The organism is Acinetobacter sp. 226-1 (genome assembly GCF_030329325.1).
In the GTDB taxonomy this organism is placed as follows: Bacteria; Pseudomonadota; Gammaproteobacteria; order Pseudomonadales; family Moraxellaceae; genus Acinetobacter; species Acinetobacter sichuanensis.
This window is the reverse complement of record NZ_JACANU010000002.1, coordinates 282,511-294,907: the sequence shown is the minus strand read 5'-3', so window position 1 is coordinate 294,907 and position 12,397 is coordinate 282,511. Positions and strand designations below refer to the sequence as shown.

Annotated in this window: 17 protein-coding genes and 1 riboswitch; of the genes, 7 read left to right on the top strand and 10 right to left on the bottom strand. The window is 35.3% G+C overall.

Annotated elements, in window-relative coordinates:
• Positions 1-7: 7 nt before the first annotated feature.
• From HX124_RS04875 to HX124_RS04860, 4 genes are all read right to left on the bottom strand, one after another.
• Positions 8-895, bottom strand: coding sequence for an alpha/beta hydrolase (locus HX124_RS04875; RefSeq protein WP_286382116.1), 888 nt, complete (start codon positions 893-895; stop codon positions 8-10).
• Positions 882-1,580, bottom strand: coding sequence for a BON domain-containing protein (locus HX124_RS04870; protein WP_107006451.1), 699 nt, complete (start codon positions 1,578-1,580; stop codon positions 882-884). The genes HX124_RS04875 and HX124_RS04870 overlap by 14 nt, the downstream gene beginning before the upstream one ends.
• Before the next feature lie 75 nt (positions 1,581-1,655).
• Positions 1,656-2,084 carry a YraN family protein gene (locus HX124_RS04865; protein ID WP_107006450.1) on the bottom strand — a complete coding sequence of 143 codons (429 nt, stop codon included), beginning with the start codon at positions 2,082-2,084 and terminating at the stop codon, positions 1,656-1,658.
• Between the two features lie 29 nt (positions 2,085-2,113).
• Positions 2,114-3,001: a penicillin-binding protein activator gene (locus HX124_RS04860; RefSeq protein ID WP_286382115.1), complete on the bottom strand. Its 888-nt coding sequence runs from the start codon at positions 2,999-3,001 to the stop codon at positions 2,114-2,116.
• A gap of 73 nt (positions 3,002-3,074) precedes the next feature.
• On the opposite strand from HX124_RS04860, the gene rsmI reads away from it, so the two are divergent.
• Both rsmI and HX124_RS04850 read left to right on the top strand, forming a co-directional pair.
• Entirely contained in the window at positions 3,075-3,917 is an 843-nt protein-coding gene (rsmI, locus tag HX124_RS04855) for a 16S rRNA (cytidine(1402)-2'-O)-methyltransferase (protein WP_107006449.1), read from the top strand.
• Positions 3,918-4,215: 298 nt separating this feature from the next.
• Positions 4,216-4,665, top strand: coding sequence for a universal stress protein (locus tag HX124_RS04850; RefSeq protein ID WP_286382114.1), 450 nt, complete (start codon positions 4,216-4,218; stop codon positions 4,663-4,665).
• A gap of 69 nt (positions 4,666-4,734) precedes the next feature.
• On the opposite strand, the gene HX124_RS04845 is transcribed toward HX124_RS04850, so the two are convergent.
• Positions 4,735-5,571, bottom strand: a complete 837-nt coding sequence (locus HX124_RS04845) for an SDR family NAD(P)-dependent oxidoreductase (protein ID WP_286382271.1) — start codon at positions 5,569-5,571, stop codon at positions 4,735-4,737.
• 193 nt (positions 5,572-5,764) lie between these two features.
• A riboswitch (FMN riboswitch) is annotated at positions 5,765-5,922 on the top strand.
• A 107-nt stretch (positions 5,923-6,029) separates the two neighbouring features.
• Here HX124_RS04845 and ribB point away from each other — a divergent pair.
• On the top strand, positions 6,030-6,689 hold the full coding sequence (gene ribB / locus HX124_RS04840) for a 3,4-dihydroxy-2-butanone-4-phosphate synthase (protein ID WP_286382113.1): 660 nt from the start codon (positions 6,030-6,032) through the stop codon (positions 6,687-6,689).
• An 86-nt stretch (positions 6,690-6,775) separates the two neighbouring features.
• On the opposite strand, the gene HX124_RS04835 is transcribed toward ribB, so the two are convergent.
• Positions 6,776-7,306, bottom strand: a complete 531-nt coding sequence (locus HX124_RS04835; protein WP_286376543.1) for an HPP family protein — start codon at positions 7,304-7,306, stop codon at positions 6,776-6,778.
• Positions 7,307-7,403: 97 nt separating this feature from the next.
• Here HX124_RS04835 and HX124_RS04830 point away from each other — a divergent pair, with 97 nt between their 5' ends.
• Entirely contained in the window at positions 7,404-7,964 is a 561-nt protein-coding gene (locus tag HX124_RS04830; RefSeq protein ID WP_286382112.1) for a TetR/AcrR family transcriptional regulator, read from the top strand.
• On the opposite strand, the gene HX124_RS04825 is transcribed toward HX124_RS04830, so the two are convergent.
• Both HX124_RS04825 and HX124_RS04820 read right to left on the bottom strand, forming a co-directional pair.
• Entirely contained in the window at positions 7,946-8,554 is a 609-nt protein-coding gene (locus HX124_RS04825; protein ID WP_286382111.1) for a LysE family translocator, read from the bottom strand. The two genes, HX124_RS04830 and HX124_RS04825, sit on opposite strands and share 19 nt — an antisense overlap.
• 34 nt (positions 8,555-8,588) lie before the next feature.
• Positions 8,589-9,101, bottom strand: coding sequence for a DUF1289 domain-containing protein (locus tag HX124_RS04820; protein WP_107006649.1), 513 nt, complete (start codon positions 9,099-9,101; stop codon positions 8,589-8,591).
• A gap of 115 nt (positions 9,102-9,216) precedes the next feature.
• Between HX124_RS04820 and trhO the strand changes: the two genes are divergently transcribed.
• From trhO to HX124_RS04805, 3 genes are all read left to right on the top strand, one after another.
• Positions 9,217-10,149 (top strand): oxygen-dependent tRNA uridine(34) hydroxylase TrhO, encoded by a 933-nt coding sequence (gene trhO / locus HX124_RS04815; RefSeq protein ID WP_107006444.1) that lies wholly within the window; start codon positions 9,217-9,219, stop codon positions 10,147-10,149.
• A 214-nt stretch (positions 10,150-10,363) separates the two neighbouring features.
• Positions 10,364-10,645 carry an FUSC family protein gene (locus tag HX124_RS04810; RefSeq protein WP_107006443.1) on the top strand — a complete coding sequence of 94 codons (282 nt, stop codon included), beginning with the start codon at positions 10,364-10,366 and terminating at the stop codon, positions 10,643-10,645.
• Positions 10,646-10,745: 100 nt separating this feature from the next.
• Positions 10,746-11,357, top strand: coding sequence for a DedA family protein (locus HX124_RS04805; RefSeq protein ID WP_286382110.1), 612 nt, complete (start codon positions 10,746-10,748; stop codon positions 11,355-11,357).
• A 64-nt stretch (positions 11,358-11,421) separates the two neighbouring features.
• On the opposite strand, the gene HX124_RS04800 is transcribed toward HX124_RS04805, so the two are convergent.
• A complete protein-coding gene (locus HX124_RS04800; RefSeq protein WP_107006441.1) occupies positions 11,422-11,946 on the bottom strand; it encodes a YecA/YgfB family protein in 525 nt (174 codons plus the stop codon).
• A gap of 67 nt (positions 11,947-12,013) precedes the next feature.
• On the bottom strand, positions 12,014-12,223 hold the full coding sequence (locus tag HX124_RS04795; RefSeq protein ID WP_065994931.1) for a PA3496 family putative envelope integrity protein: 210 nt from the start codon (positions 12,221-12,223) through the stop codon (positions 12,014-12,016).
• Positions 12,224-12,397: the final 174 nt, after the last annotated feature.

Sequence of the window (12,397 nt, the reverse complement as noted above, 5' to 3'; positions counted from 1 at the left end):
GACAATTTTAGTTGTTTTTAAAAGTTTGATCTAATGCTTTAACAATTTCTGATCGTGTTTGATAAAAACGACTAAATAAACTTGAGACACTTCCCATAATAGACACATGACCTGTTTTTGGAATCACTGTCATTTGGCAATGATTTCCTAAAGCTTCAAGTTGTGCCTTCAAATCTAGACTATTGCTTTCCTCAACAATTTGATCATGAGCCGCAGTAAATAAAAAGTGGCGAATCTCATTTTTTTCAATAAAGTAATAAGGCATCACTTGTTGATAAGGGATATCTTGATCAAATGCATCACTTGCTAAAGGATCACCTTTATAATCAAAGTGATAAGGTCCAGCAACCCCCACGATTGCCTTAATATTTTTTTTGACCTCAGACTGAAAACGCTTAGGATTATACAATAAAGAGGTAATATTAAATGCGCCTGCTGAATGCCCCATTAAAGCAATATTATGCGTAGAAATACCAAGCTTGTTTTGTTGTTGCTCTAAAAAGTTTAAAGCAACAGCCAAATCATCTACATAAGTAGGGAACTTATGCTGTGGTGCTAAATGATAATTCAATACCGCAACATCATAACCATAACGACTAAATGCTTCGCCAACAAACTTATAAGCACTTTTATCGCCATGACTCCAAGCACCACCATGCACAAAAACAATTAATGGTTTTTCTTGTGTACGATTAGAAATATATAAATCTAAACGTTGTCTTGCTTTTAAACCATATGCAATATTGGCATGAAATTGATAACCCTTTTTAGGAGTCAATTTATTAATCGTGATACTGGCTAAATCATATAAACGAAAATCAGTATAAAATGCCTTAATTGATTGGATTTTTTTCAATACAACTTTAGGTTTAACATGAAAATTACGGTTGAACATCTGTACTTGGCTCTACTGCATCTGGGTCTATTGCCACAGGAGTCACAACATCGGGTTGAACATTTGAAACGACAGGTGCAGTAAAGGATGAACTTTGTACTTGACGACTCGCTTGCTCAACATTATCTAATAAAGTCACAATTTTGGTGACATTACCTACTTTTTGCAAAACATCATTTAAGTCATCACTTTCAGCATTATTCAGACGTCCCATGACATAAAGCACACCATCTTCGGTATGTACTAAAACTTTATTATCTGAAACAACAGGTGCTTTCATAATTAAGCCACGTGTATTTGCTGTTACTGATGCATCTTGCATAATGGTGCTGTAGCTAATTTGATTACCCACTGTAATATAATTATGTACAGCTTTGACATCACTCATGGCACGGACATTATCTTCAGCCAATTGTTTTAAATGAACATCTGGCACTTGACCTGTCAATAAAACATTGCTGTGAAAACTATTGATATTGACACGAGATTGTTTAAATCTGGCATCTAATTTATATAAGTTAATTTTTGCAGTACGTTCAATTGAAGAATCAATGAATACTTGCCCTAATGATCTGACACCACTTTCAGTTCCAACAGGTGTACTTCCTGTGCCACCAGAAATAAAGCTCGCGCACCCAGATAAACTTGCTACACACAACATTGTAATGACAATACGGTTTAACACTCAGCAAGACTCCTCATTGAAATCATTATTTCTATATATTTTAAACGACTACTCGAGTTTACGCTTAAATTTTACTCACAGATTAATCAAGTCTGCATCTAAAGTAAATGCATTTTCAATCCACTGTAAATCATACGGGATTTTAGAAAAGTCATGCTGTACATTTTTTGCAATTTCTTGATGAAAATCAAAACAAATTGCATCAAAACGATAATAAAAGTCCTGAAAATGTTCATGATCTTGCAAAAACTTCAAAGCTGTCTTAATAATTTTACGTTGCTTACTGAGAGTAATTACCTCTACAGCAAGACCATACTCAGTTTTAGCACGTGCTTTGACTTCAATAAAAAGTAACTCATTATCCTTGACCACAATCAAATCAATTTCACCACAACTTGCATGATAATTTTGGCACACCAAACGATAAGCATGCTCTTGCATAAGCTGTAAAGCAGTATGTTCTGCCCACTCACCTAATTGTTGCCGCACAGACTTCGCTTTCATTCGATCTATTCCAATTGTTTACGTGATGGTTAGGCGATTGCTAAGCCTTTGCCTGTACTCACAAAACACATTGGCTCGCGATCAATGCGATTATTTTCAATATGAATTTTACCTGTACGCCCTTTAAAGTCTAAATTTTTCATTTGTGGCTGTGTAATATAACTCTGAGTAATTTGCCATGCATCTCCACCAAAAGCATATAAACGTTGATATGCCATAGTGGTTGGACTTTGTTGATACGCTTTTAAAACGTCACTCCATTCAGAAATATACAGTGAAGGTACATCGCAGAACTTCATTCCCTTAGGTAAAGGCTGACTGTCCTCAACTGCTACAGCTTGCATATATAAGTTTTGTACAGGTAATTTTTTTAATTGACTGATCCATGCATAATTCCCTAATAACAGTAATCCCTCACTTTTGACCATCTTTACGGGTACGCTATTCACAATTTGGATTTGCCCTTGGAATTGTTCAGATAATGCATTGAAAAATGCTTTACTGTCTTGAATATTTTCAGGTTGTTGTAAAATATATAATTTATTCACTCCATCTCTTTCTATGGTATCAATTAATGCTGCTGCATCATCATTTTTAGATAAACTAAATTGCACAACATTAGGATGTTTTAAAGTCACTTCATTTAATGCCAATACAGGTATTTTTGGCGAAAATTTAATAATCTCTTCAACATCAGTACGCCCTAAAGGTCCAATAATCATTTGGGTTTGCTTATTGATATTTTGCTTCAGTACAGCACTGATTGATTTTTGGTCTGTATTTACAAATTTTAGAACAGTTTTCGACCCCGTTGCTTGATATGCAGTCGATATTCCAAGTTTAATGCTATTACTTGCTCGCGCCAGAGGTCCTGTTTCAGGTAAAATAACCAATACTTCCGCTTGAGCAGTGATCATTATGCTCAAAAGCCCAAGACCACATAGCGTCTGTCTATAATTCAATTTTTTATTTTTAATCATGGAGAACCTTATGAGTGCTCAGTTATTTGTTGTAGCCACTCCAATTGGGCACTTAGATGACATGACCTATCGTGCAATTGAAGTTTTAAAGTCCGTTGCTGTAGTTGCCGCAGAAGATACACGACAATCTGCACAATTACTTAAACATTATAATATCTCAACTCCTTTGACTGCATGTCATGATCATAATGAAAGTAACAAAATTAATATACTGATCGAACGCTTAAAAAATGGAGAAGATATTGCTTTAGTGAGTGATGCAGGAACACCATTGATTAGCGATCCTGGTTTTAAATTAGTACGTGCAGCTCAAGAAAATAATATTCGTGTGATTCCTGTACCGGGTGCTTGTGCAGCGATTGCAGCTTTAAGTGCTGTTGGCTTACCCAGTGATCGCTTTAGTTTTGAAGGCTTTTTACCATCTAAACAATCACAACGCTTATTACAGTTAGAAAAACTTAAACATGAAACACAAACTTTAATTATCTATGAAGCGCCACATCGAATTTTAGATTGTGTTAAAGATATGGTCGACGTATTTGGTGCTGAACGTCCAGTTGGTTTTGCACGTGAAATTACTAAAACTTTTGAAACAATTAAAAAAATGACTTTAGCAGAATTACTGCATTTTATTGAAAGTGATCATCATCAACAAAAAGGTGAAATTGTTTTAGTGATTGGTGGAGCGCCACAAGAACATGATGTTAAGCAAGAGAAATTAGATCAGTTATTGATCCGTTTGCTTGAAGACTTATCTGTTAAAGCAGCCTCTCAGTTGGTTGCCGATTTAACTGGTGTTAAGAAAAAAGTGGCTTATCAACGTGCTTTAGAACTCACCCAAAAAGATGAGTGATTTTAAGCTAAATTTAAGACCCATTTCACATGATTTAATAAAGAATAAGTGAGACTAAATTGTAGTATTGCAGCAAATTTGATATCACAATCACAGCTTCAATATTACAATTTTAATTCCGAGTAAAATAGTATAAATTATATTTAAATACATAAGCTTAATACCAATAAAAAACACCAAAATTAATATTTTGATCTCATGCTAAAGTCGACATTTTCAAAGTAAATATTTTGCGCTATGATGAAATTATAGATAGTAATAATGTATATATTTTTGCAATAACTATAAGGAGAATTTTATGTCTTTTAAAAATATTTTAGTTCCTGTTGACGGTTCAGATACGTCTTTGGCTGTCATTCCTACTGTGGTTGAAATGGCAAAAAAATTTGATGCCAATGTAACCGTAGTTCAAGTCATGACTATAGATCCTTATATTGCCTCTGAATATATTGCTCATGGTCAAAGCAATCAACTTATTGAACGGGCAAAAAATTATATTTTAGATAATTTAGAAACCGCTAAAGCTAAATTTAAAGCGCAAGATTTAGACGTGCAAGTCAAGCTTTTAGAAGGTGAAAATATTGCCAAAGCCATCGCTAAAGCTAGCGATGAACTCAATACCGATCTGATTATTTTATGCTCACATGGTCGTAGTGGCTTTAAAAAACTTTTAATTGGTAGTGTGGCACAAAGCTTAATTACAACGCTCAAAGCACCTGTTTTAATCGTGAAACAAGATGACGTATAGTTGATAAAAACTTTCACTAAACATTTGAAGCTCAGATGTTTAGTGATTCATCCATACAAAAAATTGAACTTATTTTAAATCATTCAATGCTGTACCTTGAATTGGGTTGCGCTTCCAATAATAAGGCTGAAAAAATCTGAGTAATAAACGCCACGGTGTCATCCAAACAATACGTACATTGGTTCTTTTATTTTGAATTATTTTCTCTGCTAAATAACCACATACTTGATGTGGTGGATCAATGATAAACATAAATAACCATTTCATTTTACGCCAGTTTTCCACATCACCATCCTTCCAAGATGAAACTAATAAATCTGTAGCAACCATTCCGGGGCTTAAAGTACCTACTCGAATCGTGGTCTTTTTAGTTTCTTTATATAATGCTTGACTAAAATAAGCGACTGCACGTTTACTGGTGGCATAGGGTGTCATACCTGCACTCCACTCACCTCGACTTCCCCAGCCTTCCATATTAAAAATTTGCCCAAACCCTTGCACTAACATTCCTTTTAGTGCCACTTGTGCGCCTAACATACATCCCAATACATTCGTTTCAATCACATTTGTGATCTCTTGAGGGTTTAATGCGGCAAAAGATTTTGCGCTATTACTGGTACCCGCATTATTAATCCAAACATCAACACGACCAAAGTGAGAAAGTGCTTCTTGCCAAAGCTTTTCTAAATCTTCAATTTTCGTCACTTCACAACATACAATATGAACTTTAGCTTCACCAAATTGCTGTTGTAGCTGCTTTTGAACTTGCTGTAAATTTTGTAGATCACGTGCAGAAATCACGACCGACCAGCCCAATGTCAAAAATGCTTGACTTAATCCCAAACCAATCCCACGCGAGCCTCCTGTAATCACAACACATGATGGCTTTTTATTTTGCATGTTCATCATTACCTTTGCTGCTAGTAAAATCTTATGATTCAAAATACATTCAAGATTTTTATTTCAATGCTCTATTCATAGCATGCTGAGTTTATAAATAAAATCAAAATAATTTTCTCTGGTGCTTACACATAAGACAAACGCAGCGTTCTATAGAAAAACTCTGAACTTTGACGAAAAATAGCTTATAATCAAAAAACATCGCTTCAGGGCGGGGTGTAATTCCCCACCGGTGGTAATTAAATACACATTTCTTTGTGATTTATTCAGCCCACGAGCCTATAATTTCTTTGATTTTATAAGCAGATTTGGTAAAAGCCAAAGCCGACGGTATAGTCCGGATGAAAGAAGACGACGTCACAGCTCAATAATTTTCAATCTATACATTGGAAATTGTTTTGTAACGCCACTATTTCACATGTCCTGAAATGTTCAACCGTATTTCTACTTACGAGAGCGTTTCAATGTCTAGCTTAATACAACCCGAAATTTTCTTTTCAGCCCTTCCTCCTGCTGAACAACGCATCCAACAAGCTTTAGAAGATATGCGTCAAGGCAAACCTGTCTTGGTCATGGACGATTTTGATCGTGAAAATGAAGCTGATTTAATTGTTGCTGCAGAAACATTAAATATTGAAACTATGGCACGTATGATTCGTGATGGTTCAGGCATTGTGTGCTTAACCTTAACCTCAGAACTTGCTGACCATTTAGCATTACCACCCATGGTTCAAGATAATTCAAGTCAATTTAAAACAGCATTTACAATTACCATTGAAGCTGCCGAAGGTGTCACAACAGGTGTTTCAGCGAAAGACCGTGTAACCACCATTCATGCAGCAATCAAAGATGGTGCTGTAGCAAGTGACTTAAACCGTCCAGGGCATGTATTTCCTTTACGTGGTCGTGATGGTGGCGTACTCACACGCCGTGGTCATACCGAAGGTTCTATTGATTTAGCACGTATGGCAGGACTAAAACCTGCGGGTGTCTTATGTGAAGTGACTAACCCTGATGGTACGATGGCTTCAGGTATTCAAGTTTTAGCATATGCGCAAACCCACCATTTAACTTTAATCACCATTGAAGAAATTGTGCAATATCGTTTAACACATGGTGTTTAATGGAACTTCATTTTTGATGACTTATCTCTGATATTTTCATTGCTAAAAAATGCCTAATATTTGCTTAAATTAGGCATTTTTTTTGATTACTTTTTTGTTTCCCACAATGCCAAGCCATAAATCGGCCATTTTTTTGTGACCTTGATATTATTCACCAACAACGCAACAAGTACCAAGGCAACCGCTCCACACAAGACAGGGAAAATCAGAAAATCCCAATCATAATATACAGTATGCGCAGTCAATAAAATCACCAATGGATTTGCCCCTGCTGGAGGATGGACACAGCGACAATATTGCATTAGGGCAATTGCGACACCTACACTACAAGCAATAGTCCAAATATTGATTGGAAAAAATTTTAAACAAACTAACCCGACTAAGGCAGAAATAAAATGCCCAAAAATAATATTTCTTGGTTGCGCTAATGGCGATTGGGCAACGGTATACAATAAAACACAGCTCGCTCCAAAAGGTGCCATAATCCACATATGATGTGACCACTGCCCAAGCAATAATAAAATTAGAATACTCAAAGCCCCACCAATAAATCCTCTAAATAGTTCCAAACCATTTGGTATAGCTGCCAATAATTCTTTGCCACCGAATAAGTTCATTGTGCTCACCCTGCCTTGTTTTTTAGCGTCAATCATACTAAAATAAAAAATAGTACAGATCTGTACTTATATCAAGTGTTATTGATGAGAATGAACAATGTCCAAATCAGCACAAAAAATTTTAAATGTCGCAGAACAACTTTTTAATGAGCATAGTTTTGTTGCCGTGGGTGTGGATCTCATTCGAGATGAATCAGGTTGCTCAAAAACCACGCTCTACACGTATTTTAAAAATAAGCAACAATTGGTGTGTTCTGTTCTACAACAACGTGATTTACGTTTTCGAGAAAGCTTAACGACTTTTGTCGCCGAACATCGTGGTTTAGAAGCACTAGAAAAAATTTTTGTTTGGCATCAAAACTGGTTTCAAACAGACCATTTTAAAGGTTGTTTATTTGTACGTGCTGTTGGCGAATCTTCTCAGCAAGATTTGGAACTCATTGAAATAGCTAAACAACATAAACTTTGGTTAAGAAATTTTATTTTTGAAAATATTCAAGATTTAAAATTTCCACATCAAATCACAGAAATGAGTTTTAACTTACTTGAAGGCTTAATCAGTCGTTTTTTAGTTGAAATGTATGATGAAAAAAAATTTTTAGACACCCAAAGCTCTTTATATTTTTGGGTTAAAACACTTCAGCGCACAACAGAATAAATGCCATAAATTGCCACCAAAACTAAAATTGCACCACACAATGCTAAGAGTTTTGTATATATTTTCGACTTTGCTAAAACATTAAAACCAAGATAAACAACTGACAATGTTACAAAATCTAGCACAATCCAAGTGAGTGTGAGTAAAATCAAACTGTGATCTAAATCATCACGAACATGCGTAAATTGTGGGAAAAAAGATGCAAAGAAAATAATATCTTTAGGATTTGAAATTCCCACTAAAAAACCTTGTTTAAAACCACCTTGTATAAAAGATGAAACTTCATCATTTGTGCTTGGTTTTAAAACCGCCTCTCTAATAATTTGAATCCCTAAATACGCAATATAAAGACATCCTAAAATTTTAATAACATCAAACCAATGATTTGCGATATTAACAAAACCTTTTAAAATCAGGACTGAAATAGCAATTAAAACCAAAGAAGCTAAATTTGTACCGAAAATAGTTTGTAATGCCTTTTTATAGCCCCCTTGCAAACCTGCACTTGCCACCAATAACATCACAGGTCCGGGTGTTGCAATCATGACAATCACCGCAACACAATATAAAAAATAGGCTGAAAAATCCAAAACAAACCCAGTCGATACTTAATCAGGCAGTATTTTACAATGAAATTGGGATATGAAGATTTTCTTTTTCTTCCACAATTTTAAGTAAATTATGATGAATTCCATCGGCACGTAGCCAAGCCAAATCATAACTTGCTGTTGCTAATGCTAGAACGCGGCGTTCAAACTCATCCCACAAAGGCTTAACTTGCTTTGCATGTATTCCTAAGCCACTCTCACCTGCCAACGCACGATTTTTCTCACAAATTTTTAACGCATAATATAATTTACGCCCTTTAGACGCATTTTCTAAAAGGCGTACTCGTTTGCCTAAAATGAAACCTTCAACATGTTTAAGTTGGGCAAATGGCAACATAGGCACTAAAATTTGATCTAATTGTGCATCTAAACGCTTCCATACTGCCAAATGCTGTTCTGCGGTATAAGTATTCCATTGGATCACTTCATGATTAAAACGACGGCAGCCACGACAAACCGAATCACCAAAAACCGTTGAACAACGCCCAACACATGGAGTTAATGATGGAATTCGACCTTTATTACTCAAAACATTCTCCTTATTTAAAACCATATTTTTGCTATGGCTTTCTCGCAAATTTTTAAAATTCAGGCTAGAATACGCACCTAAATTTTTTCATATCTTAATACATTTGGAGTATTCCATGAACGCTACTGTAGAACAGCTTGCACCTGTAGAACAGCAAGCGACCACTGGTTGGGTTGTTGCAGCACTTTATCAATTCAAAGAAGTTCAAGATCCTGCTGATCTTCAGCAACGTCTTTTAGATTTGGTAAAAACCATCAACTTATGCGGTACTCTAATTGTTGCAGATGAAGGAATCAACGGCACTGTTGCAGGTGACCGTCAAGCAATTGATGCCATTCATCAATTTCTTTTAGATGAAGGTTTCAACACGATGGAATATAAAGAATCACAAAGTGATGATAAACCATTCCGTAAAATGAAAATCAAGTTAAAAAAAGAAATTGTTACTTTAGGCGTTGAAGTTAAACCACGTGATTTGGTGGGTCACTATCTTGATCCTAAAGAATGGAATGAACTCATTGCACGTGATGATGTGATCTTAATTGATACACGCAATGACTATGAATATAAAGCAGGTACATTCAAAGGTGCAGTTGATCCAAAAACTGAAACTTTCCGTGAATTTCCTGACTATGTTAAAAAAGAGTTAGAACAACACAAAGATAAAAAAATTGCCATGTTCTGTACAGGTGGTATTCGTTGTGAAAAATCAACATCATTACTTTTACAGGAAGGTTTCAACGAGGTTTATCACCTTAAAGGCGGTATTTTAAAATATCTTGAAGAAACACCTGCTGAAGAAAGCATGTGGGAAGGTGAATGCTTCGTTTTTGATGGACGTACTGCGGTCACTCATGGCGTTGAAGAAGGTGTTAACATTAAGTGTCATGCTTGCGGCTGGCCTTTAAGCCCTGAAGAAGTTGCACTACCAAGCTACGAACATGGCGTATCTTGTGTATATTGCATAGACAAAACTTCTGAAAAGCAAAAAGAAGGTTTCCGCATGCGCCAATCACAAATTGTTGCCGCAAAACGTAAACGTCTTTAATCATTTTTAAATTGTAAATAACCGCATATTTTATGCGGTTTTTTTACACAAAAATGACACTAGTTATGAAACCCATCACTTTTCCATACAGGTTTTAAAAATTTATACGTAACAGTTTACAGTTTCTCTTGCTAATCTCCAAAATAAGAAATAGAGTGTTTTTTAACACCTTCACTTTAAGAAATAATCATTATTTATTAAGGAGATCAATCAAATGGAAAGGACTGCTTATTTAAAACCCAACACAGTAAATTACAAATATACCAACACCAACACACTGACTGAAATTGAGCGTGTTAAGGCAAAACTCAACCAAGAATCACATTTATTTATTATCTGTTTTGGTATGTTAATTGGTACAATATTCTCACTGTTTATTGGCTATCATCTCAATACAACCTTTATCAATATATTTTTGCTGATGGCTTTACCTATCGCCCTGACATACTGGTTGCGAAAAGTGTATATCCATACACTGATTCATTATCAAGAATAATTTTTCAAATGAAACGAAGACTGACGTTACGTAGTATCACTTTACCTTAACTTCAGCAATTTATAATATAAATCTTTATTCGCTAATTGATAGATAAACAATGACAGAATGGATCATTTCCATATTGGAACAATTGGGCTACTTTGGCATTGCTCTATTAATGTTTCTAGATAATGTATTTCCGCCTATTCCTTCAGAAGTCATTATGCCTTCTGCAGGATTGGCTGCATCTCAAGGGCAGCTTATTTTAACAGGTGTGATTATTGCAGGAAGTACAGGCTCAATTTTAGCAGCGGCATTACTCTATTGGATCGGTCGAAAAATACCACAACAGACTTTACTTCATTGGGTTGAACAATATGGAAAATATCTTTTTATTCAAGTAAAAGATGTAAAAAAATCACTAAATTGGTTTGAAAAATATGGGCATCGGATTGTATTTTTCGGTCGTATGATTCCTGCTGTACGTTCTTTAATTAGTATTCCTGCGGGTATGAGTGGCATGCCTTTTTGGAAATTTATCCTATATAGCAGCTTAGGTACAATGATTTTGACGACTTTTTTAGCGTGTATTGGTTTTTATTTTGGTGAAAATCAGGCTTTAATGCAGCAAATTTTTAGTCGTGTAAGTTATATTATTATCGCGATTGTGATTATTCTGCTGATTTATTTTTTATATCGAAGAAAAAACAAAAAACGATCAGTAAGTTAAAAACTTAACTAAATCATTCCATTAAAAAAGCACCAAAAAAGGTGCTTTTTTATAAAACTTAAACTTATTGATCTGAATGGAACATCAAATAAATTTCATTTAAATTATCAGGAATTTCTTCTGCAATTTCATCCATCAACTGACCATTACGGCGGAAAGATTCCATTTGAGGATCTTCATCATCGACGCCGCTAAAGACCATCATTGGTAGAGTTAAATCAACGACTTGCTCTTCATGCTCTGGGCTAAACCAAGCTTCCTCATTGAGGAACATTGCATCAACAAAGCCCACAGACCAATCGCCTAGACTAGACTCAACATCTGCCTCTTCAATTTCAAAAGGAAATTCCACACCTTCTTCATTGGCTAACTTTTGACGAATATCACCTAACCATAATTTAATTTGCGCAATGATTTCTTTCGGTGCTTTAGCTTGATTTCCTTCAAAAAGCTCGTCTAACCAACGATCAAATTGAGGACCAACAGCAATGGCACATAAAAAACCATGAGTCGCTGCGAAATCTAGACCATACTCGTTTTGGTCGCCATCTAGATAGTCACTTAACAGGTCTAAATCTAAAGCACTCATCTTGTTTCCAATTAATTTTAATTACGGTAAAAGCATAGCATTTTAGATGACTATGCCCAAGCTGTTTTTATGCTTCATCATCTTCAAAATCGTCATCATCATCGAAATCATAATCAAAATCTTTTAATTCGCGATCTAAACGACGTTGAGCAAGTAAGTCATCGATTAAACGACGTTTTTCTAATGATTCTTTGGCGCTAATTTTGTTTGATGACTCATCAAAACTAACATCATCATCACCGTAGTTATCATCTAGTTCAAAATCTGTCGAAGACACTAAAACTACCTCATAATGAAAAAATGTGAATGGGTCTAGCCGCTATTTATCGCTCTTCTTTAACCTTGTCAAGTTTTATTTGTTTATTTTTAATTTTAATTTGAATTTGGGGCTTTTTTTGTACCAAATTTTGTGGCATGGTATAATCCACCCTACGTCCTTCTATTTAACATT